Here is a 25,415-nt window from a genome sequence, read left to right as displayed (position 1 = left end):
ATTCCAACGGATGAAAATATCGTTACCTTCTCCAACACCCCTTAATAAAGGGAAAGAGTGCTCACTCATCACATCTCCCCTTCCCGAAGAAGGAGAATTGGAGAAGGTAAATCATTCATTCTCCATTTTCAACGTTCAATTTTTAATTGTTCTTCTCGTTTTTCTCTTCTCCGGATGTGCCACCTGGTACCAGCGAACGGCTGATTTCCAAGCAGCCGTCAACATGGGAAATTTCGAGAAAGCCAATAAACTGCTTGACAAAGATAAAAAACAAGCCACGGGCAAAAACCGTATTCTCTATTATCTCAACAAAGGATACGTGGAATTCATGCTTGGCAATCCCACCCACAGTAATCAATATTTCGAGACAGCCGAAAACCTGATCGACGAGTATCACAGTAACGTCGGAGCCGAAGCGGCAGCCTTGATTACCAACCCGGAAGCACGCCCTTATCGACCGGAAGATTTCGAAGTTATCATGATTAACTTCTACAAAGCCTTGAATTATATCGACTTGAATGACATGGAAGGCGCCTTGGTCGAAGTCCGCAAAATCAATATCAAACTCAACCGGTTAAATGACAAGTATCCCGATAACAAAAACCGGTATCAACGAGATGCTTTCGCCCATTTATTAATGGGACTGATCTACGATGCCACGGGGGATTACAACAATGCTTTCATCGCTTACCGAAATGCTTACGAGATCTACCAGTCCGACTACATCAAAAACTTCGGCGTGAAGGCCCCGGAACAGCTAAAGCAGGATTTGATGCGTACCGCCTATAATTGCGGTTTCATGGCAGAATTGAAACAATACGAGAAAGAGTTCAACACGACATACACACATACCCCAACGCCTGCTAACGGACAACTCGTGTTCTTCTGGCTGAACGGTATGGGCCCCGTGAAAGCAGAATGGAGCGTAAACTTTGTCAAGCAAAAAAGAGGAGACGGAGCTGTTGTATTTCACAATGAAGCTCTCGGACTCTCGTTCCCATTCTTTTTCGGCTCAAGATACAGCGATAACGAGAAGCAAAGTATTGCCGACCTGCAAACCCTACGTGTTGCCTTCCCTAAATACATGGAACGTCCCCCGCTTTACGCCACGGGAACTCTCGTGACAGGGAGTCACTCGTACCCGCTGGAACTTGCCGAAAATATCAATGAAATCGCGTTTAAAACCTTACGGGATCGAATGGTACGGGAATTTTCAAATTCCCTTCTCCGGGTGGCTGCCAAAAAAGGACTGGAGTATTCCGCCCGCAAGCAAAACGAATGGCTAGGCTTTGCTGTCGGCATTGCTAACAGCCTTACCGAAAAAGCAGATACCCGCAACTGGCAAACACTACCTTATTCCATCTCCTACACCCGCCTGCCATTATCCAACGGAACAAATAATCTCACGCTTCGCTTGAATGCCCGAAACGGTTCTCAACACACGGAACAATTCTCCATCGAAGGCGGTGGACGTAAAACTCGCTTCCACGTATTCCAATCCATGGATTCCAGACAATACTAATGATCCTTTTACAAGCTCCCCCACCTTACAAACGTAAAATGAGGGGAGTACCGAAAAATGACAATAATTTAAATTTGTTATCAATAACCTTTTATATTTACATCGTATATTTCGTCAAACCCTGTATATTCCTGAACCGACAACACTCTCCCGGACAAAGGATCCAACTCTATACTATAAAGAATTCCTGAACCGGAAGTTCCTCCATACGTGCCGACCACCATCTCCACGTTAGACTTATAGTACACATCATTATTGTTCCCAGAGAAAATATCCGGTTTCAATATTTTCATCATGGTAATATTACCATCAAACTGGACTTTGGCATTATTTGCCGTCATCAAGGGTTCGGGCTGAATAGTTTTGCCGTTATCTACCGTGAATCGATACACTCCTTCCGGTGTTGCAAAATAACACATGTTCATAAAAGTACTCCCAAATGCCCAATCAATCACACGATTATTCTTTACATCTTCTACATGCATCAGGTCATATTTGAATTTAGGTGTCTCCGGAGCAGTCTTCACCGAAACATCCATCTCTACCATGAAATACTCGCCGTCATCATTCTTCATCACGGCAAGTACGTGGTCTCCCAATCCTCCGAGATCCATGTGAACCAGATCTGCTTTCATGTCTCCGGGATTGAATGGAGCATTTACACTCCCTGCTCCAACGGTAGCATCCAAGGCTAGAAACTTATTAAAACTATTTAACCCGGCACTTCCAATGACAGCGACGAAACCACGTTTTGCCCGGTCAAATAACAGGGCCCGAAGGATATCCCTGTACGTGTGATGAGAAAAAGGCAAAATACGAGGATCAAAATCATATTCATGATCAGCAGCTGCATACAAAGGCACGGCGAACAACACTTCTGTCGACGTTTTTTTAAACACGTCCCCGCCATCGAAGGCCATAAACGACATGCTGTTGATCACCACATTCTCCGGTTTCCCTTGATTTAAACCGCCATTAAACAAATCATTCCAACTCCCGTTATTCAAAAGGCTTTTGCTATGGGCCAGAACAGCCTCTTTATCCGTGACAGCGATCACGAAGATGTTCTCAGGATATCTATAAGAACTCTTCGTGCAGTTCTGAATGATCCATTGTCCACGCCCATCGATTTTTTCACCAGCATTGGCATTCGAATAAAAATGTGGGTAAACTTCCGGAGCGGCAGAAGATTCCGGTTTAACAATTTGAAATTCATCCGCCACGACAATCCCGATATCCGACGAGATACCATCACCATGGAGTATCATCGCCCCGATATGACTTAATTGAAAGTCAAGTTTCACGCTTATTGTTTCCGAATAAAAGTGGCGTCCCGTACTATTTTGTGTCACGTTCAGACGTAGTGAATAGGTACCCTCTCCCGGCAACAACGTGTCGTTATAGAGACAGGTATAATCCAATTCTTTCCCCCTATACACGGGAAAATAACGACTCCAATAATTATCACCATCCTTCCCGTAAAACTCCCACTCGTAAATCAAATCGGTTTCGGGAATTGTTGTCTCGATTGTCGGGGATATCTGCAATTTTTCTCCGAAAAGACAAGAGTAGGTTTTACTTGGTAGCGTAATAGAAAGACTATCCAAGGTCTTGTAGTCGTAATTCCCCTTGTCGTCATAACAACCGTAAAGGAGAAACAATGTTAAAAATATAATATATAATCTACTCATAACTAACCTATTTATTTACTTCCTGATTCAAATTGAATAACACTCTCGTCTTCAGGATTATATTTCACGTTGTTATCCTTGCAATAGCGATTCAATTTATAAATAGCGATTCGCACATCATCATCATACCAACTCTTCACGTTCTCAAATACCTTCGTGGAGCCTAATACCTGATAAATAATCTCCAACTTCTTAACGGAATACTCTCCAAGGTGATAGTTATCCCACCAAGAGGGTTGTGTCCACAAGTTTGACACGATCACGGCATTGCGCAAGTGATCCTCCTCGCCGACCTCGAATTCCTCAGAAGCTACCACCTCGAAACTCAGCGTATCATTCGCTATGTCGAGATTATCTGTTTTGTACACTTTTATCAAAGCATCTCCCCTCTTCTTCCCCGCGGGAATAATTGCCGACACAATCTCATATCGCGAACCCGGATTCGAAGGACTTCCCCCCAATCCTTTGATAGCTATATGACGATCAACATCAGCCAAGCGCCCGGCTATCGTAATACCTAACTTCACAACCCCTTCAGTCGTTCCTTCCGGTTGCGTCGTGAAAGAAAAAGAAACGGTATCGTTCCTCATGTAAAAGCTTGCTCGCGGCTTAGCACTCCACGTCTCAATCTCACTCTTCGAGCACGCTCCTGCCACGAAGAGCATTGCAATTATGATCCATATATTTCTCATCGTCTTCTATTTTTTATCATTTTTCCCGTCCTGCCGTTGATTCCTCTACATCGGGAATCTTAAAAGTAAAGAAATCGGTATTCGTCATGTATTCCGAAAAATCGGTGATCGAATTACGCTTATAGTAAAACCACAATTGTCCCTCTCCCCAAAACTCTTTCCGATACTCTTTCCGAATCTCCTGTAAAAGTTCCTCTCGCGACATCGACCGATTCAATGGAAAGCTTACCAACCCGCGGTTCATCCGCACCTTTTCCAGATAATCCACTCCATCCGAAGTTGAAACCGCACACTCTGCTGCAATGTAGTACATCTCCGACAAACGGATCAAGGGTAATCGCTCCTGAAAATAGCGGGCAACGATCGCATTTTGGTAAAATTTCGCAATCAGGAAATAATTCATGTAGGGCTCGAACCAATACTGGTAGCGCACATCAGCCGTATTCTCCTCGTATACTGCAGATCGGTCCTCGCTTGAAGCTCCCAATCTAGTATCAACCGTAGAAAAATCTTCAAGTCCTCCCTGAATATATCCATCCATACAATCTTTTAAATCCGTAATGTTCAACGCAAAAATATGTTCCGTTGCAAAAGCCCGATCTTGATTTCGAAAATTATTTGCCGTATTCACATCCCCAACATGTATCAAATTCTCCTTTAGTACCCAGGGAAATTTTGTCTCTTGATCACGAATTACCTCCTGCGCACAAAGTAACGCGTTTTCCCGGTCGCCCTTCCACAAGAAAACCCGTGCCATCGTAGCCACAGCCGCGTAATAATTAAACCGGAAACGACGATTGTGCCAAGTCGGGATCTTATCGTCTGCTAAAAATTCACCGGAAGGCAAAGAAGCCAAACAAGAGGCCGGAGTCGTTCCCAAACGGATCGGATCATTGGCCATCAGAGTCTTGGCGTTGGTTAAATCGGACAACATAGCCGAAATCGCATCTTCTTGCGTAAATAACGGTGTTACAGAATGCGTCAAATGTGTCACGTAAGGAATCGACACCTTGTCTTTGCCAAGTGGATAAGCCGCCGCAAACAAGCGTAACAACTCAAAATGGAGAAACCCTCGCAGTCCCAAGGCCTCACCTTTTATAAGATTATAATTGTCGTCCGAGAACACGTGTTTGTTCGCATCTATCGTCTCCAACAGAGAATTCAAATTCGCAATCTGCGCGTACATGTTACTCCAAATATCTTCCGTATAATTCTCATGCCAATTCACTGCATTCGTATTCGATGGATCGGCATAACTATACCGGTACCAATAGCCATTGCCGGTAGTTAATGTTAATTTATAATAGCCCGCCAATACATCTGCCATATCGAAAGTAAGTTCCCGCCCATACAACGATTTATCGCACAACTTGGCATATACACCGATCAATGCCTCCCCGTAACCGTTCTCACTCTTGAACAATTCAGAACGATCCAATTCAGAAGAAGCATTCACGTCCAACCAGTTTTCACATGCCATGCACAGGAACACGGACACCGTCGTCATTATGATACTCAATCTTTTCATGCTCTTGTTGTTTATGATTTAAAAAGTTGCTTGTAACTCAAACGAAAAATTCCGGGCGAATGGATAAGATGTCCCTCGTTCAATATCAACACTCGACACACGCAGCAATTCATTCATGTAGAATGAAACCTTCAACCGATCCAAAGCAATCCGCCGGATCCATGATTCTTTCGAGAACTCATATCCCATATTCATAGAAGAAATATAAAGCTCGTTGTTCTTTTGAATAAAACGGGAGGTAGGCTTCGTGTAACTGGAATTCCGGGAATCGAACACCGTTACCCGGTAAGGAGCCACATCGCCGATCTTTTGCCAAGCCTTATGTATCCGACGGTCGAGATTTTCCAACCCGGTCACGTTTTCCACACGAGAGATCAGTGACTGGTTATAAAGGTCGCCTCCCAACTTATAGCTGCACGACACGGACAAACTAAACCCCTTATACCCGGCGTTCAACCCCAAGGACCCACTCAATTTAGGAGAAGAATCACCAATCACAACCTGATCAGCCGCACTCCAAGTGTAATTGCTCTTTCCATCTTTCGTTAAATACATTTCCCTCCCCGATGCCGGATCAATACCCAAAGAACGCATTCCCCAAATGGCTGTCATAGAACACCCTTCATAATATAGAGTAGCCGGTTTCGTGAAACGATTAATATACTTCTTGATCACCTCCGGAGAACTGATATCTTCGTCTCCCCCGTCAAAATATTTATAATTGTTATTCTGCTCCTCATTGCTATTCTTGAAAATATCATATATCTTTTTGATCTTGTTATCATTATGTAATCCGGTGGCCGACAAGGAAATATATGCACCCCGCTTCTCATCGCGCCAAGGAGTGACCTGCAAAGAGATCTCGTACCCGCGATTCTCGATAACACCCAAGTTTTCCATGTAATTGCGAAAACCCGTCGAGGGAGGTATTGAAATATTCGAAAGCAAATTCTCTGTACGTTGAATATAGTAATCCGCCCGAAGAATCAAGAAACGCTTGAGGGATAAATCTAACCCGAAATTGTAATCCTTATTCTTCTGCCACTGTAACTTATCATTGGGAATAGCCACCAATTGCGCACCGATTTTATCACTATACGTATAGTCATAATACTTGTAGCGAGCCCTAGATTGCGAAGGGTCCAAGTTTTGATTTCCCGTGTATCCCAACGAAGCCCGCAACTTTAGAGTACGAATCCATTCATTTGCCTCCAGAAAACGCTCGTGGTGAAGGTTCCACCCCACACCCAGAGACCAAAATGTACCCCAACGACTATCTTTTCCATAGGCAGAAGAGGCACTTCTTCGAAGCGAGGCATCAAAAAGATAACGATCGGCATATGAATAGTTGAGAGCACCGATAATACCAATCTCCCGCAATTTACTATTACTCCCCCGCGGTTTACCATTTTTCTCGTAATTTGTCCCAAAAGAAATATCATCCATGTAATCGTTACCGAATCCTTCCGCTACCACCGTTGTTGACATGGCTCGCGAGGTCGACACATTCCAAGTCACGTTGGCAAAAAGCAGATGTTCTCCAAAAGTTTTATTGAAATTCACTCCCGCTTGCAAAGACACTCGCTCCGAAGCCTCATCTCTCTTCGAATACTGCCCTTTCCGGTCGCTCATCCCGTTCTTGTCATAATAGATAAATTTCGTGTGACTGGCCGGATAGAAAACATCCGCACTTCCTTCCCTGCGGGAATATCCAAAACTCCCGATCACACGCAAAGCCTCGTCAATACGCCAATCTGCCGAAAAATTATCCTGTACTTCCGTATAACCGGACTCGTCTTTCGTATTCAACGTAGCATTATAAAGCGGATTATAATAATGATATTCGTAAATACTCTCATCACTTTGCCCCTTGTGAACCGTGAACTCTTTGATCAAATTCCCGTCCTCGTCATATGGAGCCCAATAGGGATTCAATGATGTATATTCTGAAAAACTTCCGTAAGGTGAATTCTTCGACCAATTTCGAGAAAACTCTATCGTATTCCGGAAAAGAAGATTTCTATATGAATACGAAAGTGTCGTGTTGACATTCAATGTACTACGATCTGATTCTTTCATCACACCTGCCACATTATTGTAATACAGGCCAAACTGGTAACGCATTCGCTCATCCCCACCCTCTAATGTCACGGAATGCTTATTACTGAATCCCGTACGAAGAGGTTTTGAAAGCCAGTAAGTGTCCACCCCTCGCACAACATCATCATACACTTTCTTGTATGAATCATAAGCCGTGATCAATCCTCTCGAAGGCCCGTACATGCCAATCTGTACCTCATACGCCAACTTCTCCTCGGCATTCATCAAATCATAACCGGTTAAATCCGGTGCTTCTATCCCGAAATCACCGGAATAATACACCCGCAATTCTCCTGATTTTGGACGAATCGTCTCAATTACGACCACTCCATTCCCGGCTTTCGAACCGTAAATTGCTTTCGCAGCCGCATCTTTCAACAACGTAACGCTAGCCACCCGGTTCATATCAAGATCATACACTTTCTCCAAGGTTGTCTCAAAACCATCCAGAATAAATAAAGGTTGATTCGGATTATTCTCATACTCTCCCTGCAAATTGGGGAATGAAGTCTGTCCTCGCAATTGCACTGTAGGCATACGATTCGGGTCACTACCATATTCCAGATTTTCTATAATCTGGAATGCAGGATCCAGATTTTTCAAACTCTTGATCAAATTTTGATTCCCCACCCGCAAAATATCTTCTTGCTTAAAGGTGGTAGCCGAACCTGTAAAACTTTCCACCCGGCGATTAAACATACCCGTCACCACCACCTCATTTATTTTCGCTTGTTCCTCCTCCAAGGTTACGTTTATTTCACTATTTCCCAAATAAGGCACCTCTTTAGAGGTCATCCCGACAAAGGAAAATAATAACACGGGCTTCATTATTTTTCCCGGCACGACAATAACATACTTCCCATCTTTGTCCGTTGCGACCCCAAGCAAGGCATCCTTTACCCGCACGGTTACCCCCGGCAAAGGATTTTTCCATTTATCTGTTACCTTTCCATGGATTCGAAGCTCTTGTTTCGAATTTATGCGTGTTGAATCCTGCGCATAAATCGAAAAAGAAGAACAACAGAATCCACAAAACATCAATAAAATCAACACCTTCCCTTTTTTGTATAGTTGTTGAATCCTTTGTTTTTTCATCATTTGATTGGATTATTTGTTACTTATTTCCTTAATCTTCCCGAATAATAAATTTTATCCATTAACGGTCGACAAAAATATAGTACATGAAAAATGGGGACAATCCCTAAAATTAGGTATATTTAATCTAAAAATGGCACCCGTTTTCGGGTGCCATTTTCTATATCACGAAACATGAATTTACATGAGGAAGTGATCACTGATCGATTTGTGCTCGTAGATGTTGCGGATCGTGTCGGCAAACATGGGAGCGATCGGTAATACTTTTATTTTTGAGCAAGGTTGTTTCTGAGGGATGGAATCGGTGAAGATTACTTCCGTCAGTTTTGATTTCTCGATATTTTCGTATGCTTTACCGGAAAGAACGGCGTGAGTGGCCACGGCACGTACGCTGGCTGCTCCATTGTCGATAAGCATATCGGCCGCTTTGCAGATTGTTCCGGCCGTGTCGATCATGTCATCGACCACGATGATGTTTTTGCCCTCAACATCCCCGATCACTTTCATGTCGGCCACTTCGTTTGCCCGGATGCGGGTCTTGTGGCAGATAATCAACCCGGAATCGAAGTATTTTGCCCAGGAGTTTGCTCTTTTGGCTCCACCGATATCCGGAGAGGCAATGGCGAAATCACGTAATCCTAAAGATTTGATATAAGGGATCAAGACGGTTGAACCGTACAAGTGATCCACGGGAACATCGAAAAATCCTTGAATCTGGTCGGCATGCAAATCCATCGTGATAATCCGGTCAACGCCGGCAGCTTGTAGCATATTAGCCACTAGTTTTGCCCCGATAGCGACACGCGGTTTATCTTTCCGGTCTTGACGTGCAAACCCGAAATAGGGGATTACGGCGATTACCTTGTAAGCGGATGCTCTTTTGGCGGCATCGATCATCAAGAGTAATTCCATGAGGTTATCACTGGGCGGGAAGGTGGATTGCACGATAAATACATGCTCACCTCTCACCGTTTCGTCGAATGACGTGACGAATTCTCCGTCACTAAATCTCGTAAACGTTTTTTTACCGAGTTCCAGCCCAAGAGAACTAGCAATACTTTCTGCGATATATTGGCTATTCTCACCGGCGAAAACTTTAATTTCGGGAAGATTTGACATATCTAATTCATTAGTTGAAAACACCAGGCAAAAGTATGAAATTATTTTGTTCCGCCAAAGGAATTTGTGGAACAGTTGTTTGATTCCTTCATCTGAAAATATTATATTTGTTCCAATAAAGATGTTGTTGGAACAATTACAGGACTTGTACTTGTTACCATGTGGAGTATGTTAATTTTATTAATCAATATATTTTCAAATAAATGGAAGAAATCAAAAAGTACGTGGAAGAGAACAAGGAACGTTTCTTGAACGAGTTATTCGAGTTGATTCGTATCCCTTCAATCTCGTCATTGTCTGAGCATAAGCCAGACATGTATCGTTGTGCCGAGCAATGGACGAAAATCATGTTAGCCGCCGGAGCGGACCGGGCAGAAGTGTATGAAACGGAAGGAAATCCAGTTGCTTACGGGGAAAAGATCATTGATCCGGCTCTTCCTACGGTGTTGGTGTACGGGCACATGGACGTGATGCCGGTTGACCCGATCGAATTATGGAACACGAAACCTTTCGAGCCGGTTATTAAGGATGGTAAGATTTGGGCTCGCGGGGCTGATGATGATAAAGGTCAGGCTTTCATGCACGCCAAAGCGTTTGAATATTTAATGAAATCCGGAAAATTGAACTGTAACGTGAAGTTCATGATCGAGGGAGAAGAGGAAATCGGTTCTCCGAGCCTTCCGAAGTTCTGCCGGGATCATAAGGACATGTTGAAAGCGGATGTGATTCTGGTTTCAGATACCAGTATGATTGGCCGTGATATTCCTTCAATCACTACGGGATTGAGAGGTTTGGCTTACTGGCAGGTTGAAGTTACCGGTCCGAATGCCGATTTACATTCCGGAATATTCGGAGGTGCTGTAGCAAACCCGATCAACGTGTTGTGTAAGATGATTGCCGATATGCAGGACGAGAAAGGGCATATCACGATCCCCGGATTCTATGATGACGTGCTGGAAGTAAGTGCTGAAGAGCGTGCCAAGATGGCGAAGGCTCCTTTTGATTTGGAGAATTACAAAAAATCTCTAGACATCAAGGAAGTGAAGGGCGAAGAAGGATTCACGACCAACGAACGTACAGGTATTCGTCCAACGTTCGACGTGTGTGGTATCTGGGGTGGTTACACGGGAGAAGGGGCCAAGACAGTGTTGCCTTCTAAGGCTTACGCTAAGATCAGTTGCCGTTTGGTTCCGAACCAGAAACATGAGAAGATTGCAAAATTGTTCAAGGAGTATTTCGAGTCGATTGCTCCGGATTGCGTGAAGGTAAAAGTGGATTACCTGCATGGCGGACCTTCTTACGTGTGTCCGATTGATCTGCCGGCTTACAAGGCTGCCGAGAAGGCATACGAGGAAGTGTACGGCAAGCAACCGGTTCCGGTTCGTTCCGGTGGTAGTATTCCAATCATTGCCACTTTCGAGGAAGTGTTGGGAATCAAGTCCGTACTGATGGGCTTTGGTTTGGGTTCCGATGCCATCCACTCCCCGAACGAGAATTACCCACTGGAGCAATTCTTTAATGGAATCACGACAATTCCGTTATTCTACAAATATTTCGGAGAGATTATGAAGAAATAGTCTTGTAGGTAAATATCATTTAGGCTCCCCTCATGTTACGTTTGTAAAGTGAGGGGAGTTTTTTTATAAAATTCTATTCTATCTTCTTCAATATCGCACGAATGGTAACCAACATATCAGGAAGTTTTGTCTTGACAACACTATAAACGATTTCTCCATCCAAATCGAAATAATGATGAGCGATAATATCTCTAATTCCCATCGCACCTTTCCAATCTATTTCAGGATATTGTACTAACAATTGTTTGTCTGTAAGTTTATCTACACCTTTCAATCCTTCTCCTATAGCTATCAGTAACATACAAGTACTTTCCAAACGTTCCATCCCGGATGGCGTATTATAATAATAATGATAGCTATCCATACAAGCAGATTTTTTTATAATCCGATCAATCGCCTGCTCTATCTTACGCAAAGAGTCTATCAAAATTTCTTCTTTAAGCATAAATTCCTTCTTCTATAATGGAACGTTTTAATAATTCGTTCATATTATCTCGCAAGCGAACAATATCGACAGGACAACCGAAAAGTTGCTGTAATTCCTCCTTGATATGTACCAGACAGAACAAATCAGGAGAGGAAAGCTCGACGTAAACATCTACATCACTCCCTTCTTGTTGCTCTCCACGAGCTACGGAGCCAAAGATTCCGATGCGAGAAATCCCATATCGAATCGCAGACTGCAATTTATACGTCCGCAACAACAGTAAATATTCCTTCGTCGTTTTCATGATTACTATAACCAAAATATTTATTACAAATATAGTGAATTCAAAGGACATAAACAAAACCACCCGATACCCACCTCATTAATACGTTAATCCGAATTGCCACAGCGGAATAATATTCAGATACCCGTTTTCGATATCATCCTTTACGATATATCCGTTCTCGACCTCTTTAATCTGCTTCTGTCCTTTCTTCTTACCCCCTACTTCGAATGTTTTATCGTCCACCAAGAAATCGGCGACAGGAGATGCAAATACATCATGCTTAACCCGCATTTGATTTAAGAAGAACGTCTCGCAGATATTCCCGACATTGGAAGTGCCATCAGCAAGATTATAAATAAGATTCGTGTTATCCAAATATACCTTGTCAACCTTGCCTAATCCGCGAATGCCGCCTGTATTATCCCTTAGCTGAGCGATCATGCCCGCCTCTTCAATATACAGGCAATAATCCGAAATATTGTTGCGGCTGGCTGATAGCATATCGGCTATTTTAGTCATGTTAGGTTTGAACGGTGCACTTTTAGATATTATCGCGAGTAATTGCTTCAACTTTCTTCCGGTCGCTACATTCATATTGGCATACATCGGAATATCGTTCTCCAGCGTTTGGTTTATAACCTGTCTCAACCGCAATTCAATAACTTGTCCATCACGATCACGTTTTTTGCAAAAAAAACAAATTTCGCACTACTAAAGTGCATTTTCATTTTCTTTTTGCACTATTATAGTGCAATCGTGTAAAAAGCATTATTTCGGTCAACTTCACGGAAAGGTTGCAGGATTATTGGTGTAAATTGTGATTTATATATAAATTTGCACACATCATAATTAAAATATACATATTAGCATATGAGAAACTTAATGAACAACTCGTTAAGAATGCTATTATCGGCATTCTTGCTTATGATCCTCCTGTCGTGCCAAGATAAGGCTAAGGAAGAGAAACAGTACAGCCCTACCACACAAAAGCTGGTCGATTTGGTGAAGAGCGACGAACGTATCAAGTTACTCCTCACGGAAGCCATCGAGAAAGGCAAGAAAATCAATCCTGACTCCTCCACCAACCCGGCACAATCGCTGGAAGAATACTATAACTTCATCGACCATTCGCAGACCGCCATGCCGTGGGATGTCATTTTCTGTCCCGGGCAGCCCAGTATCTTCGGGCGAATGTATCAGGCTCTGTGCTATTGCTATTTCATCAACTGCATGCCGCTGGAGGCGTTGGAAGGCGAAACGCTGTTTACGAATTCTGTGCAATACGTGGAACCTTACCGCAGCTGGCTGGTAGATTACTGCAAGTCGTGGGGAAGCTTCCTCTCGTCACCGGAATCCTGGAACAAGGAATACGAGGAACTGATGATGCAGCAAGAAGAACTAGGCATGACCAATGGATGGTATGAAGACCCGTCGAACTGGCATTCATTCAACGACTTTTTCTGCCGTCGCTTAGCCTCTCCCGACCAACGGCCTATCACCTCGCCGGAAGATAATTCCATCGTGGCCTCTCCAGCCGATTGTATCCCGCAGGGAGTTTGGAAGATTGATGACGAATCCTACATCATCACGGATGAAAAGATCGCGGTAAAATCCCGCGTGTTCAATTCCGTACGCAACCTTATCGGCCCGGACAGCCCTTATTGCGATGCCTTTGCCGGAGGTACGTTCTATCACGCTTTCCTCAATGCCAATGACTACCACCGCTATCACTTCCCGTTATCGGGTGTTATCTGCGAACTTCGCATCATTCCGGGAGATGACGCTTTGGGTGGAAAAATCACTTGGGAGCCTGATTTGAAGCAATATGTCGTAGATTGTTCCGTTCCGGGTTGGCAAAGCATCGAAACGCGCGGACTGGCTATCATCGAAACTGACGCACATGGATTGGTGGCCGTGATGCCGATCGGTATGTCGCAAGTGGCTTCTGTCAACTTCACGGAAGGACTACAAGTCGGTGATCGGGTTAAAAAAGGCGATGAACTGGGCTATTTCCTGTTCGGTGGTTCGGATTTCGTGCTGGTATTCTAGAAAGATGCGGACTTTCGCCTGACCTCTCCGAAGGATGGAGACAACGCATGGCAACACATCCTGATGGGTGAAAAGCTGGGCGAAGTGAAGTCGGTTAAATAACAAGATTCATCGAATAGGAGGAAAACAAAGGGAGTGTCTAACAAGTCTTATTCCTATCAACAAGCTACCCCTCCAACTCCCCCTTACACAGGGGAGAGTTGCTTACCAAGCGGTTTCCCCTCCTGTGCAAGGAGGGGTTAGGGGAGGTAGTTATTAAAAGACTAACTTATTAGACAGTCCCTTTTGAAATTTGCAACAGAATCAATGTGCCACCAGACCTCCGTCTACCAGATAATGCCCTCCCGTGCAGAAACTTGACGCATCGGAAGCCAGGAAGTACACCATTTCCGCCACCTCCTCCGGACGTCCCGCGGAACCTCTTGCATACAGGGCGTTCTCCTCGCGCCAATAGTCGTCAATGCTGCAATGATTCTCTTGAGCAAACTTCTCGAACAGATTGTCCACCAAAGGCGTGTGGATGGTCCCCGCGCACACGGCGTTGACACGGATGTTCTTCGGGCCAAGGTCTATGGAGAGACTTCGGGTGATTTGTCCCAGCGCACCTTTGGTCAGCCCGTAGCCGAAACTATGCGCCTTACCAACGAACCACTGGTCCGAAGCGTTGATAACCACCGTCCCTCCTCCCGCACGAATGATGTGCGGCACCGCCTCGCGGAGCGTGTTCACCGTACCGTAGATATTGGTCTGGATCATCAAGTCCAGCTCCTCGTCTGAAATGTCCAGCAACGTGTTGCAGCGATGGATGCCCGCGTTGGCCACCACGCTGTCCAGCCGGCCGAACCTCTTCACGGTTTCTTCGACGGCACGATGGATGTCTGCACGGTTCCGAGTGTCGCCCGGCACAAAAATCAATTGTTCCGGACGGTTTATCTCTTCCATCCGTTCGCGAGCCGCCTCCTCATTGATGTCCATAAACCCCACGTTCCATCCCTGTTGGATGAATTTCTTAACCGAAGCGGCACCGATACCGGTAGAACCGCCTGTAATGAATACTGTTTTCATACGAATGACTTATTTAGATTGTTAGTGAATCGCCCATCAAATGCCCGGCTGACGGTTGGTCTGTCGGCTTATTTCCCGGTACCAGCTCCATATCCCCGTTTTCGCCGCTACCCTGACAGTTGCTCCCTCCCTGATAATGAATTCCCCGGGACCGACGTGGCTACTTGTGCCGCCGTGCCAGTCGTAGGTGTACCCCAGGCGTGTCCACGGGTAAGGCGTATCCGAAAAGTAGGAGAACTGCCTGTTTTCTTCGAACCACTCGCGGTAATCCGGCGTGGCAGAGGCCGGAAAGTCCAACTCCGCTTCGTGATCGGTCGTCTCGTTATCGGGAGTCGGACGGAAAAGCCCATCCGCCTCCGCGTAGAAAAAGGTGATGCAATCGTAATCGCAAGCGGGCGGAAGTCCAAGCAGTTGCACGAGCCTCATGCGGCACTCCAGCGAATCGCTGCAGACCGGAAGCCGTTCCAGCAAGTGGTCGGCAAGGTCGTAAGGTAGCGTCACCCACGGCATCCGTCCATCCATCGTAAAAAGCTCGTCGGATGGTGCGGGATACCCCTCCGCCTCCGCGGACGACATCATCGAACCGACCAGGACGAACGCCTTCCCGTCGGCAGAAACCATCCATTGCTGTCGCAGATCATCCAGGCTGTCCGGCGAAACGATGGCGGGCAGCGTGCGACATATTTCCTGCGGCAACGCTTCCTCCGCATCCCGTACCGCCGCCAAATAACAACTTTCCAATGCTTCGACATCCTGATACCACGGTCTGTCGCTATCGTCCGTGCAACTGCTGCATAAAACCAGCAGGCAAGGCAAGAAAACAAGAATCTTATATAGAATCTTATTCATTCAATTCATATTTAACGTGAATTCAATATAAAGTACAAATTTAAGAGTTACCACTAAGTTCTCTGAGGCCAAAATTACAAAGATTTATCGTATGGCAGATGATTTTCTCTATGAATTAAAGCAGTTTTTTCACGCAGTAAATATCCTTTAACAATCGTGCCAATATTAAAACTTTGATAATAAAAATAGTAACTTTGCACAAAGTACCCAAATATGAACTTTGAATCATTAGTAAATCATATCAATATCATTCAGACCACGCTACAAGCACAAGTTGCACACTCTGTAAACAAATCTGTAAGATGAAAAGATATATCGCATTTTTAAGGGGCATTAATGTTGGTGGTAAAAATAAAATCCAGATGAGCTGTTTAAAGGCAAGCTTTGAAGAAATGGGATTGACAGAAGTTAAAACATGGCTAAACAGCGGGAATGTGATCTTTTCTCGTGACAGAAATGACGAAGAAGATTTTTCCGGTCGGCTTGAAGCAATGATAAACGAAAGGTTCAATTTGGACATACCGATTTTTGTTATATCAAAAGAAGAACTGGAAGATATATTGAATAACGCTCCCGACTGGTGGGGAGATGACAACAAGGAGACGTATGATAATCTGATCTTTATCATGCCACCGACAACACCTGTCGAGGTTTGTCGTGAAATAGGTAAACCTAAAGAAGAATTTGAAAAGATAAAGAGCTACAGGAATGCAATATTCTGGTCTTTCAACCGAAAGAATTATCAAAAGACAAATTGGTGGTCGAAAACGGCGAGTGCAAACATTAGCGGTAAACTGACAATCAGAACGGCAAATACGGTTAGAAAGGTAATTGGGATGTGATAAGGCTGCAAAGTTTCATTTCAACAAGTATTAATAACACCATTATAATGAATAATTATAAAATCAGCGAAACACCCATGGAAAGAGATGTTTCGCTGAAATACTTCTCAAGGGACGACTACTTGACAATCACGGTGTATACCGAATCTTTCACAATGGATCGTCCTTCATTGGATACCCGAATACTGATCACGTAGCGACCGGGAGGTACGGTGTGGTTCCACGGTAACTCGATCACCCCTTTCCGAACCATTTGAAATTGGGAAACGGATGCAGGATCCCCATCCGGGGTTACTACATTTTCAATGGCATAATTGATTGGTGATGTGCCTTGCACTCCCTCCAACGCCACGGATTGCCACGGCATTTCCTTGTCGATTTGTTCTTCATCCTCCACCGGGTCAAGCACGGCTTTCACGACGATCGAATCGGGCGTGTAGGTCAGGTTGTCGGCAAACAAATACCCCACGGTAGTCTTATCACAACTGATTGCCGCTAGAAGCAACAAAATTGGAATGATGTACTTGCAAAATATTTTCATGGAATTTGATTTATAGTTCGGTAAATTGATACGAATTACTTAGTGAATGAACCGTTCCGTTCGTCATTTCAATGTTTGATGAAGCGATCAAGACAATGTGTCCGAATGTCAGGGAATGAACGTACAAGGTCTCTGCCCCGATGCCGGGAATTCCCATGTACTCTCCTTTTGTCCGATAAATGCGCAACGGGTTTCCTGCCAAATTCGTTTCCTCCGATCCTCCGGTCAAGGTCCCCTTGTTTTCAAACTCAAAATCGGTACTCAGCCATTTCTCCCGAATCACGTGGGAAAGAATGAATTGCCTGCAGATCTCCACGGGGATGTCATCAATGGATGAATACATCATTTCATACTCCTCATCCACCGTTTTGAAAAGAAACTGCATGATCGACATGTTTGTTGGTCCGAAAAACGTGATCTCTTTATTCTCGCCATCTGTCCCGTCAAACAAGGATTGGAGACCGGCCCGTTTGATAACGAGTATTGTTGAGTCCCAGTTTTCCCGATCCTGTTGCATATATTCCCAAATCGTACAATCGTGTTTACCGTTAGCCAGCCCGGTATCGTGAAAATAATCCTTCCCGCAACCGCAGAAAATAATCATGAATCCTATTATAAATAACGCACATTTTTTCATGTTCATATCGTTTAATGAGTTAATAAGCATACCCGTTTCTGAACCAATAAGGTGTTTGTTTCATAAGAGTATTATCATTGAAAGCCTTACTTCCCACGGGTAAGAACAAGGCGCCGTCCTTCACGTCTTGGTCTGTCAGGGTCTTGTACTTGCCTCGTAGTTTCTCCCGGAATGTCCCGTTACGCACGATGTCATAATAACGAGCCCCGTATTCGAGGAACAACTCCTTTTCCCTTTCCAGCGCGATCACCTTCTTCAGTTCCCCCTCGTCGGTCGTGTAAGTATGGGCCTTTGCCCTATCGCGTACAGAATTCAGATCCTCGATGGCCCCTTGCGTGTCACCCGTCAATTCTTTCAATTCTGCCCGGAGCAGAATAATATCAGCAAGCCGGAACAGAATCTCGTTATCCTCGTAGGCCTTTATTCTTCCCGCATCCGGACCATCCGTGTAGGTAATCACACCCCGCCATTTCCGGATATAAGCGGCCCCTTGTGTGATTGACACGGGTTCTTGTGCCATCTCATCCAGCTGATAGAAATACTCCTGCCTTCTTTCATCCGAGAGATCGGGGAACATAGCCATAGCTGTGGAGTTATTCAATCGTAGCAGGCTACGTCTCGTCGATGGAGTTGTCAGCGGCTCCACGGGCCATTTCTGGAATCCCCCTGCCGCGTAAGAACCCGATGGTTTCAAATCGTCCTCGGAAATATTCTGGTAATCCAGTTCGAAAATCCCCTCCGGGCTGTTTCCCCGAATTACTTTCTCGCACACGTCTTCCACGTTATCTGCCAATCGATAGGACCTATCCGCGATGACCGAGTCGCAGGCCTGCAAAGCCAGTTTGTTCAACTCCGGTTCTTCATTCAAGGATGCTTTCCACGCGTACAGGTGAGCCAACGTGGCCCACGCTGCCCCTTTCGAGGGGATTTGCTTGCTGGTGATCGGTTGACCGTCAGCACCGACGAGTTCCACGGCCGCGGGTAACATTGCTTTGGCTCTCAGTAAATCGGCAATGGCAAAATCTGCCAATTCCTGCCACGGGGTTCTCGCTTTTTCCCCGATGTCCACAGACTCTTTGATCAAGGGAGCGTCACCCCAAGTCTTGAGAATATAGAAATAAACGTATGCCCTGATGCACAATGCCTGTCCCAGGTAGAAATTGTATCGATCCACGGGCATTTCCACCTTCTGCAGGTTGTCAATGAGGAGATTGCATTGAGCGATAACCTCGTATTCTCCTTCCCACGTAAGCTGTGCTGACGAGTTGGTCCACACCGGCGTCCCGTTTGAAGAGGCTCCCCAGATGGAGGGATTCATAAAATCAAAAGGAAATCCCCGATCCCGGTACACGTAATTGATCGAGCCGAATGTGGTGCGAAATAACCTGTGTAGTCCATAAATTGCCGATTCTGCATCCTGTTCTGTCTTCCAGAAATTCCCGTTCGTAACGGAGTTCTCCGGTTCTTCGGTCAGGAAATCGTCACACGAGATACCGAGCATGAAAAACGGAAGAACGAATAAGGTGTATATAATCTTTTTCATCGTTTAAAAATTTACAGTTAGACCCAAAGTAACCCGTTTGCTAAGGGGATAGTTCCCGAAATAATCAATTCCCGTCACGAGATCAACAGACTCCGGATCCGGTCCGCTATAATTGGTTATCGTGAACACGTTTTCCGCCGAGATGAAAATCCTTGCCCCGACGCCAATTCTGGATGCGATGGTCGAGGGAAGAGTGTAACCCAGCGTGATGGTCTTCAATTTTATATAACTCACGTCTTCCACGTTGGAATACAGGTTTGTGGCAAAATTGGATAAACCGTTTTCTAACCTGTTAGCTGGAAAATCCGTCCGGTCTCCCGGTCTTTGCCAAAAACTGATCTTATCAAGGTTGGCAAAAATGGGGGTAGCCGTGTCTTCGATGGTCATTCCCAAGCGGGTTCCCACGGAAGCCCCTTTCCCGGCATTCAGAATATGTCGTCCGATCACGTAACTGAACAGCATATTCAAATCGAAATTCTTCCACTCCAATGAACTCGTGATCCCCCCGCTGGCAATAGGAAGGGGAGAACCGGAATACACCCGGTCGTCTTGCAAGGGTTGGAGCGTGTTGATCTGCCCGTTACCATCAGCATCGTAAATGATCCGATCGCCTGCCCGATAGAAGCGTTGAGTATTATTCCCGAAAAGATACGTTTTTCTCCCGTTCAGAAAATAATACGGCACTTCATTATCATCATCGTAAAACCCATTATCCTTATAGGTGTAAATCCCATTCAACGGCTTCCCGATCACGCTCAGGTTGTCCGAGAAATTATTACTCCCGTTCCGGTTTTGGAAATCCATCCCGTTCGTACTTTTCTTCAAACGGTTCCAGTTCCGTGCAATATTGAACGTCATATTCCATGACAACTTCTCTTCCCGAAAAATATCCCATTTCACTTGAATCTCAAGCCCCTCGTTCATGATGGCGTAAGCGTTTTGCCATTGACGGTCATAACCGGAATAGTTACCCGGCAAAGTAATGTTGTACAACAATTTATCCGTCAACCGGTAGTAATAATCCATCGTGAGACTTACGCGGTGGTCGAAGAAATCGAGATCAATACCGAAATCATACTGTTTCGTTTCTTCCCATGTCAGGTTCTTGTTGGTCAACCCGTCGAACCACTCCGGCTGCACACCGGGGTGTCCGAGAAAGGACTTTGACGGGGTAAGCAGGCCGTAAGCGATGTAAGGTTGGTCGAATTGCTTGCCCGACTTCCCGTAGCTTGCCCTGATCTTCCCGAAATCCAGAATCCCTCCGGCCCATTCCATGAACGGCTCTTCCGAGAACGCGTACCCTATGGCATACGACGGGAAGTGGCCCACCTGACGTCCTCGCCGAATTTGGACGAGGCATCCCTTCTCACGGTGACGGAAACGAAATACTTCTGTCGGTAGTTGTAGTTCAGTCGCCCGAACAACCCGACCATGGTACTTCTCTCCTTGTCCGAGTGAAAATCTTTCAGAACACGGTTCGCATTAACATCGTAGACATTCTCGTACCACGACACGTAGTGAATCAGATCGCTGGGAGCCTTTCTCCCGTAACCACCGACAAGATGATTCTCGTTGACTTGCACCGAATGGCCTAGTAAAATGTCCACGTTATGATCATTTTTGAAAGTGTGCTTGTAGGTTAGCAGGTTTTCGTTCAACAACATCATCGCTCTCGCGATCTGTCCTCCGGAATATGATTCGTTGTACTCGTCAAGATACGAGGGGCGGAACAGGTTTTGGTTCTGTTGCGAGTAGTCCGCGGCAACAGAGGTTTTGAACGTCAATCCCTTCACGAACTCGTAGCTCGCGTCAAAACTGGCCCTCGCCCTGTACGAGTCGTTTTTCTCGATCGTCCCCTTGAATCGGTTAATCATCTCCTCGAAGGCGGGCGTTCCTTTTCCCGGCCATAGCGTTGAGGTGGTCAGCAACTCGGAAGGAATTGTTTCCAAGTCGCTACCGGTTGAAAAGTCGTACCCGTTTTGGTCTCTTGACGAACGGCTCCGATCCGTGCGAGCAAGATAGAACCGCAGATTCATGTTCATCTTCTCAACCGGGCTCACGAAGAGATTGGAGAGCAGTTTCACCCTACTGAACCCCGTGCCTCTCAGCACGCCTTTCTCATCGTAATATCCCAGACCGATGTTGTAGGCGATATTTGTGCCACCACCGGAAACCTGAATATTGGCATCCGTAACCTTGGCTGTTCTGAAATAATAGTCGAACAGATCTGTCGAATTATTGTAAAACGGATTCAGGCTATCTTGATAGAGCGGAATGGTTGCCCCATCACCCATGTTCCAGAAATAATTGTACTTTACCCCGTTCTCGTAGGATTCCCAGTAGCTTTCCGGGTACTTGTAAACGTTATTCTCGTAATCGAGGTAGGCCTCTTGTTGGTTCTTAAGGGCCTCCATCCTGTGATACCTTTCCCGGTTCCCACCCGTGAGATCGGGAAGATTCGGTTGAAAAATAAATGTTCGCGAAACATTCAGGCTGACTTTTGCTTTCTGGTTTAATCGTCCTTTCTTCGTGGTAATCAGGATTACCCCGTTGGCGGCACGCGAACCGTAGATGGCAGCCGAGGCGGCATCTTTAAGCACTTGTACCGTCTCGATGTCTTTCGGATCGATTTCAGACAGCGTGTTCAACCCCGAGATGGGAGAAGTGAATGAATACATGGGCACCCCGTCGATCACCCACAAAGGTTCCGAGTGACGTTGGGAGGCTTCCACCGACAAACTGTTAAATCCCCGTATCGTGGTAACGATGCCTCCACCACCGGGAGCCCCGGAGGCATTGATCACGCTCATCCCGGCGACCCGGCCTTGCAGTAGATTAGCAAGGGAAGGCGAGGGAATATCTTTAATGTCCGCGGCCTTCACGATTGACATGGCCCCGATCACATCCCGCCTCGATTGCTCCCCGTAGGCCACCACGGTAACCTCATCCAGTTCGGAAATATCCTCTTTCATGCGAACGTACAATAGTTTGTCCGGTTCAAATTTCATTTTCACGGTTTTATATCCCACAAACGAGAACACGAGGACTCCCCGAACCTGTGGTAAACGTAAAAGAAATTTCCCTTCATTGTCGGTCGTGACGCCTAGCATAGTAGAATCCAGTCGTACGGTAACCCCGGGTAGGGGGATTCCTTTCTCGTCGACAACCGTTCCCTGCACCCGATAACCTTCTAAGCGGGTTGAATCTCTCATCCCGGCCCGAGCCAGTAGCGGACACCCGAGCAATAAGACGATCAGCAAGCGAGTCACCGTGACGACGGTCTTTCTCTTCGATAGTAACTTTTGCTTAAAACCTTTCCTGTCATAAGTTTTTTTCATAACTTTGATTATTCGTTAATTACTAAGGTTAATTAATGTAAGGGGGTGCTATTCTGTGTTTTCCAGACGAGGAATGCACCCCTCTTTCATTTTTTTCGTTTGTTCTTCCCGAGGAAGAATATTTTCTTCTGTTCTTTCCTTTTAAATTGTTTTTGGTTTAATCATTAATTTGTTAAACAATTTTCTATAACTTATTTTCCTGTCATATATGATAGAAACTTAACCATATTATATCCTTTCCTTTGTTTTTATCATTTATGATAGAACAAAATGGATGATAGAGATTTAATTTTAAAAATTGGTAAAAGAATAAAGGAGATTAGGCTTTCTAAACCTATGACATTGGAAGAACTTGCAGCAGCTTCCAATATGGATAATGCAAATATTGCTAGACTTGAATCTGGTAATACGAATCCAACAATACGTACTCTTTATAAAATAAGCCGAGGGCTTAACGTCAAATTAAAAGAGCTAGTTGATGTTGAATAAATTCATTTTTTAGTTTCATATCTTCGTTTAGGTTACTATTCATTTGGACAAACTCACATATATTTAAGGCAGGTTTTCCTACCGTCATTAAGTCATATATGCAAATATATGAATACTTTTCAAATTATCCATGAACTTTTTTACATACTTTGCTTTAAGTAGCGTAAATGTGACTCTCGTTGGCATTCACAAACACACCAATTAGTAACGAATAATTTTAATAAGGTCATCCCCTAAGAATGGTTTACAACAAATTTCCTACATTTCCTTATCCTCTACCCCTTCCCGATATCCAAGAAATCAACAAGCATAGTGATAAAAGTATTCGGCATGTATTGTAGCATTTCATGCTATGTAGATATCCTATTAAAATGACAGAACTATAACAAATCATAATCACTAGCAGATCTCTACCATATATAAAATTTTTAGTAAGCTTTTAGAATGCTATTAAAACGCTATTCCGTATAGCGTTTTAATAGGGTTCTAATAGCGCTTTAATAGCGCTTTACACGGTAGTGTTCCGAATGTAATCATGTTTCAATCTTGATTTCATGTATTAAATCGGACTATACACCGGATTATTTCCCCATAATTATCTCTTCTAATTCTTTACAAGTCCTTGCGTGGGCGCTCTTCTTGTTTTATGCTGATTTATTTCGAACTCACGTATTTTTAAATTTCGTGAGATGACCTTTAACAACAAAGGCACGCCACACCGGCATGCCTATAAACAACAAGGGTATAACAAAAGTGTAAATCACTCTCGTTATACCCTTTTAAGAATAATACTATTTCTACAGTCTTTTCAAGACCAGATTACTTCATAACTGGATCCCCATAGGTATCTGGATACGTAGGATCAAAGATTTCATTTGCCCACATCACCGTCACCAAATTCTCTGTTTCTGAAAGATTAATGATGTTATGAGTGTAACCTGGGAGCATATGTACCGCTTGTATCTTATCTCCCGAAACTTCGAACTCAAGCACCTCATCAGTTCCCTCCTTACGTTCTTGAATCAATCCATGCCCAGCAACAACAATGAAAAACTCCCACTTGGAGTGATGCCAATGTTGCCCCTTCGTGATTCCCGGTTTAGAAATATTGACACTGACTTGACCACACTTTGCAGTATGCAAAAGTTCCGTGAAAGACCCACGAGCATCCACATTCATTTTAAGCGGGAAAGCCACTTTAGATTCCGGCAGATAACTCAGAAATGTCGAGTATAATTTCTTTGCAAAAGAACCGGCAGGGATCTCCGGCATCATTAATGTCGAAGGCTGATCGGCAAATTCATGTAACAGACTTACGATCTCTCCGAGCGTTATCTTATGAGTTATTGGGCAGTAACAATATGTCCCCGCAACGGAAGGTACCACCTCCAACCCGTCAAACTCACAGCGATGCACCTCCCCTTTCAAGGCAGAAACCATCTCCGCCACAAGATCATCAATATAAAGTAATTCCAGCTCAACCGTGGGATCATTCACCTGAATAGGCAAATCATTCGCAATATTATAACAGAACGTTGCTACAGCCGAATTGTAATTCGGACGACACCACTTTCCAAACAGATTTGGGAAACGATAGACCAACACTTCAGCCCCGGTATCCGTTGCGTAATCAAGGAATAAATCCTCTCCGGCCTTTTTCGAACGACCGTACTCGGAATTACCAAAGCGTCCGGTCAATGAAGCCTGTTGGGAAGATGAAAGCATCACCGGACACGCGTTCCCATGCTTTTTGAGAGAATCAAGCAACGTGGAAGCAAAACCGAAATTCCCTTCCATAAACTCTTCTTGATTTTGCGGACGATTGACTCCCGCCAAATTAAAGACAAAATCACACTCCTTACACCACTCGTCCAACTCCTCTGAAGTAGAATCTACATCGTATTCAAAAACTTCGTCAATAACCACATCTCCCCAACAACGAGATTTTCCGTCCTTGATATTTCTTAATTCGGCACAAAGGTTCTTACCCACGAATCCTTTTGCACCCGTAACAAGTATTTTCAT

The 25,415-nt window shown here is 44.7% G+C and carries 20 protein-coding genes and 1 pseudogene; 5 read left to right on the top strand and 16 right to left on the bottom strand.

Features of this window, described 5'->3' with window-relative positions:
• Positions 1-10 precede the first annotated feature (10 nt).
• Positions 11-1,522 (top strand): COG3014 family protein, encoded by a 1,512-nt coding sequence (locus D8S85_RS13795; RefSeq protein ID WP_228423229.1) that lies wholly within the window; start codon positions 11-13, stop codon positions 1,520-1,522.
• An 80-nt stretch (positions 1,523-1,602) separates the two neighbouring features.
• On the opposite strand, the gene D8S85_RS13790 is transcribed toward D8S85_RS13795, so the two are convergent.
• The 5 genes from D8S85_RS13790 to D8S85_RS13770 all read right to left on the bottom strand — a co-directional run bounded on the left by D8S85_RS13790 (position 1,603) and on the right by D8S85_RS13770 (position 9,747).
• Complete coding sequence (locus tag D8S85_RS13790) at positions 1,603-3,213, bottom strand: PKD-like family lipoprotein (RefSeq protein ID WP_106481177.1); 1,611 nt, start codon at positions 3,211-3,213, stop codon at positions 1,603-1,605.
• An 11-nt stretch (positions 3,214-3,224) separates the two neighbouring features.
• Positions 3,225-3,905 carry a DUF4843 domain-containing protein gene (locus tag D8S85_RS13785; RefSeq protein ID WP_106481176.1) on the bottom strand — a complete coding sequence of 227 codons (681 nt, stop codon included), beginning with the start codon at positions 3,903-3,905 and terminating at the stop codon, positions 3,225-3,227.
• A gap of 16 nt (positions 3,906-3,921) precedes the next feature.
• Positions 3,922-5,433 carry a RagB/SusD family nutrient uptake outer membrane protein gene (locus tag D8S85_RS13780; RefSeq protein ID WP_106481175.1) on the bottom strand — a complete coding sequence of 504 codons (1,512 nt, stop codon included), beginning with the start codon at positions 5,431-5,433 and terminating at the stop codon, positions 3,922-3,924.
• Between the two features lie 18 nt (positions 5,434-5,451).
• The gene (locus tag D8S85_RS13775) at positions 5,452-8,631 is read right to left on the bottom strand and encodes a SusC/RagA family TonB-linked outer membrane protein (RefSeq protein WP_106481174.1); all 3,180 of its coding nucleotides are present in this window, start codon (positions 8,629-8,631) and stop codon (positions 5,452-5,454) included.
• Between the two features lie 177 nt (positions 8,632-8,808).
• Positions 8,809-9,747, bottom strand: a complete 939-nt coding sequence (locus D8S85_RS13770; RefSeq protein ID WP_027201316.1) for a ribose-phosphate pyrophosphokinase — start codon at positions 9,745-9,747, stop codon at positions 8,809-8,811.
• A gap of 203 nt (positions 9,748-9,950) precedes the next feature.
• Between D8S85_RS13770 and D8S85_RS13765 the strand changes: the two genes are divergently transcribed.
• Positions 9,951-11,324: a dipeptidase gene (locus tag D8S85_RS13765; protein ID WP_106481173.1), complete on the top strand. Its 1,374-nt coding sequence runs from the start codon at positions 9,951-9,953 to the stop codon at positions 11,322-11,324.
• A gap of 73 nt (positions 11,325-11,397) precedes the next feature.
• Here the strand turns inward: D8S85_RS13765 and D8S85_RS13760 are convergent, their stop codons facing one another.
• From D8S85_RS13760 to D8S85_RS13750, 3 genes and pseudogenes are all read right to left on the bottom strand, one after another.
• Positions 11,398-11,688 (bottom strand): HepT-like ribonuclease domain-containing protein, encoded by a 291-nt coding sequence (locus D8S85_RS13760; RefSeq protein WP_240648670.1) that lies wholly within the window; start codon positions 11,686-11,688, stop codon positions 11,398-11,400.
• Between the two features lie 73 nt (positions 11,689-11,761).
• Positions 11,762-12,055 (bottom strand): nucleotidyltransferase family protein, encoded by a 294-nt coding sequence (locus tag D8S85_RS13755; protein WP_106481171.1) that lies wholly within the window; start codon positions 12,053-12,055, stop codon positions 11,762-11,764.
• 78 nt (positions 12,056-12,133) lie between these two features.
• Positions 12,134-12,694 (bottom strand): annotated as a pseudogene (locus tag D8S85_RS13750) (ATP-binding protein); the annotation flags it as partial.
• A gap of 213 nt (positions 12,695-12,907) precedes the next feature.
• Between D8S85_RS13750 and D8S85_RS13745 the strand changes: the two are divergent.
• Positions 12,908-14,086, top strand: coding sequence for a phosphatidylserine decarboxylase (locus D8S85_RS13745; RefSeq protein ID WP_127075254.1), 1,179 nt, complete (start codon positions 12,908-12,910; stop codon positions 14,084-14,086).
• A 303-nt stretch (positions 14,087-14,389) separates the two neighbouring features.
• On the opposite strand, the gene D8S85_RS13740 is transcribed toward D8S85_RS13745, so the two are convergent.
• Together D8S85_RS13740 and D8S85_RS21665 are read right to left on the bottom strand one after the other, a co-directional pair.
• The gene (locus D8S85_RS13740; protein WP_106481169.1) at positions 14,390-15,151 is read right to left on the bottom strand and encodes an SDR family NAD(P)-dependent oxidoreductase; all 762 of its coding nucleotides are present in this window, start codon (positions 15,149-15,151) and stop codon (positions 14,390-14,392) included.
• 36 nt (positions 15,152-15,187) lie between these two features.
• Entirely contained in the window at positions 15,188-15,577 is a 390-nt protein-coding gene (locus D8S85_RS21665) for a hypothetical protein (protein ID WP_127075252.1), read from the bottom strand.
• A 725-nt stretch (positions 15,578-16,302) separates the two neighbouring features.
• Here D8S85_RS21665 and D8S85_RS13730 point away from each other — a divergent pair.
• Positions 16,303-16,842, top strand: coding sequence for a DUF1697 domain-containing protein (locus D8S85_RS13730; RefSeq protein WP_106481167.1), 540 nt, complete (start codon positions 16,303-16,305; stop codon positions 16,840-16,842).
• Positions 16,843-16,960: 118 nt separating this feature from the next.
• On the opposite strand, the gene D8S85_RS13725 is transcribed toward D8S85_RS13730, so the two are convergent.
• The 5 genes from D8S85_RS13725 to D8S85_RS21935 are packed head-to-tail and all read right to left on the bottom strand — an operon-like array spanning position 16,961 to position 22,901.
• Positions 16,961-17,383, bottom strand: coding sequence for a hypothetical protein (locus tag D8S85_RS13725; RefSeq protein WP_106481166.1), 423 nt, complete (start codon positions 17,381-17,383; stop codon positions 16,961-16,963).
• Positions 17,384-17,393: 10 nt separating this feature from the next.
• Positions 17,394-18,020, bottom strand: a complete 627-nt coding sequence (locus tag D8S85_RS13720; protein WP_106625110.1) for a fasciclin domain-containing protein — start codon at positions 18,018-18,020, stop codon at positions 17,394-17,396.
• 19 nt (positions 18,021-18,039) lie between these two features.
• Entirely contained in the window at positions 18,040-19,563 is a 1,524-nt protein-coding gene (locus D8S85_RS13715) for a RagB/SusD family nutrient uptake outer membrane protein (protein WP_106481165.1), read from the bottom strand.
• Positions 19,564-19,566: 3 nt separating this feature from the next.
• On the bottom strand, positions 19,567-20,838 hold the full coding sequence (locus tag D8S85_RS21940; RefSeq protein WP_240648665.1) for a TonB-dependent receptor domain-containing protein: 1,272 nt from the start codon (positions 20,836-20,838) through the stop codon (positions 19,567-19,569).
• Between the two features lie 26 nt (positions 20,839-20,864).
• On the bottom strand, positions 20,865-22,901 hold the full coding sequence (locus tag D8S85_RS21935; RefSeq protein ID WP_240648662.1) for a SusC/RagA family TonB-linked outer membrane protein: 2,037 nt from the start codon (positions 22,899-22,901) through the stop codon (positions 20,865-20,867).
• Positions 22,902-23,171: 270 nt separating this feature from the next.
• Between D8S85_RS21935 and D8S85_RS13705 the strand changes: the two genes are divergently transcribed.
• Positions 23,172-23,390, top strand: a complete 219-nt coding sequence (locus D8S85_RS13705) for a helix-turn-helix domain-containing protein (protein WP_106481163.1) — start codon at positions 23,172-23,174, stop codon at positions 23,388-23,390.
• A gap of 819 nt (positions 23,391-24,209) precedes the next feature.
• Here D8S85_RS13705 and D8S85_RS13700 read toward each other — a convergent pair.
• On the bottom strand, positions 24,210-25,415 hold the full coding sequence (locus D8S85_RS13700) for a capsular polysaccharide biosynthesis protein CapF (RefSeq protein WP_106481162.1): 1,206 nt from the start codon (positions 25,413-25,415) through the stop codon (positions 24,210-24,212).

It is taken from the genome of Butyricimonas faecalis, assembly GCF_003991565.1.
GTDB classification, from domain to species: domain Bacteria; phylum Bacteroidota; class Bacteroidia; order Bacteroidales; family Marinifilaceae; genus Butyricimonas; species Butyricimonas faecalis.
This window is presented reverse-complemented; position numbering and strand designations above follow the sequence as displayed.

Bases quoted from the DNA above. Each gene is read 5' to 3' on its own strand.
- D8S85_RS13745 (WP_127075254.1), top strand. From the start codon at position 12,908: ATGAGAAACTTAATGAACAACTCGTTAAGAATGCTATTATCGGCATTC.
- D8S85_RS13760 (WP_240648670.1), bottom strand. From the start codon at position 11,688: ATGGATAGCTATCATTATTATTATAATACGCCATCCGGGATGGAACGT.
- D8S85_RS21935 (WP_240648662.1), bottom strand. From the start codon at position 22,901: ATGAAAAAAACTTATGACAGGAAAGGTTTTAAGCAAAAGTTACTATCG.
- D8S85_RS13775 (WP_106481174.1), bottom strand. From the start codon at position 8,631: ATGATGAAAAAACAAAGGATTCAACAACTATACAAAAAAGGGAAGGTG.
- D8S85_RS13795 (WP_228423229.1), top strand. From the start codon at position 11: ATGAAAATATCGTTACCTTCTCCAACACCCCTTAATAAAGGGAAAGAG.
- D8S85_RS13770 (WP_027201316.1), bottom strand. From the start codon at position 9,747: ATGTCAAATCTTCCCGAAATTAAAGTTTTCGCCGGTGAGAATAGCCAA.
- D8S85_RS21940 (WP_240648665.1), bottom strand. From the start codon at position 20,838: ATGGAATGGGCCGGAGGGATTCTGGATTTCGGGAAGATCAGGGCAAGC.
- D8S85_RS13785 (WP_106481176.1), bottom strand. From the start codon at position 3,905: ATGAGAAATATATGGATCATAATTGCAATGCTCTTCGTGGCAGGAGCG.
- D8S85_RS13720 (WP_106625110.1), bottom strand. From the start codon at position 18,020: ATGAAAAAATGTGCGTTATTTATAATAGGATTCATGATTATTTTCTGC.
- D8S85_RS13740 (WP_106481169.1), bottom strand. From the start codon at position 15,151: ATGAAAACAGTATTCATTACAGGCGGTTCTACCGGTATCGGTGCCGCT.
- D8S85_RS13790 (WP_106481177.1), bottom strand. From the start codon at position 3,213: ATGAGTAGATTATATATTATATTTTTAACATTGTTTCTCCTTTACGGT.
- D8S85_RS13780 (WP_106481175.1), bottom strand. From the start codon at position 5,433: ATGAAAAGATTGAGTATCATAATGACGACGGTGTCCGTGTTCCTGTGC.
- D8S85_RS13700 (WP_106481162.1), bottom strand. From the start codon at position 25,415: ATGAAAATACTTGTTACGGGTGCAAAAGGATTCGTGGGTAAGAACCTT.
- D8S85_RS13765 (WP_106481173.1), top strand. From the start codon at position 9,951: ATGGAAGAAATCAAAAAGTACGTGGAAGAGAACAAGGAACGTTTCTTG.
- D8S85_RS13715 (WP_106481165.1), bottom strand. From the start codon at position 19,563: ATGAAAAAGATTATATACACCTTATTCGTTCTTCCGTTTTTCATGCTC.
- D8S85_RS21665 (WP_127075252.1), bottom strand. From the start codon at position 15,577: ATGAGGCTCGTGCAACTGCTTGGACTTCCGCCCGCTTGCGATTACGAT.
- D8S85_RS13755 (WP_106481171.1), bottom strand. From the start codon at position 12,055: ATGAAAACGACGAAGGAATATTTACTGTTGTTGCGGACGTATAAATTG.
- D8S85_RS13725 (WP_106481166.1), bottom strand. From the start codon at position 17,383: ATGAAAATATTTTGCAAGTACATCATTCCAATTTTGTTGCTTCTAGCG.
- D8S85_RS13705 (WP_106481163.1), top strand. From the start codon at position 23,172: ATGGATGATAGAGATTTAATTTTAAAAATTGGTAAAAGAATAAAGGAG.
- D8S85_RS13730 (WP_106481167.1), top strand. From the start codon at position 16,303: ATGAAAAGATATATCGCATTTTTAAGGGGCATTAATGTTGGTGGTAAA.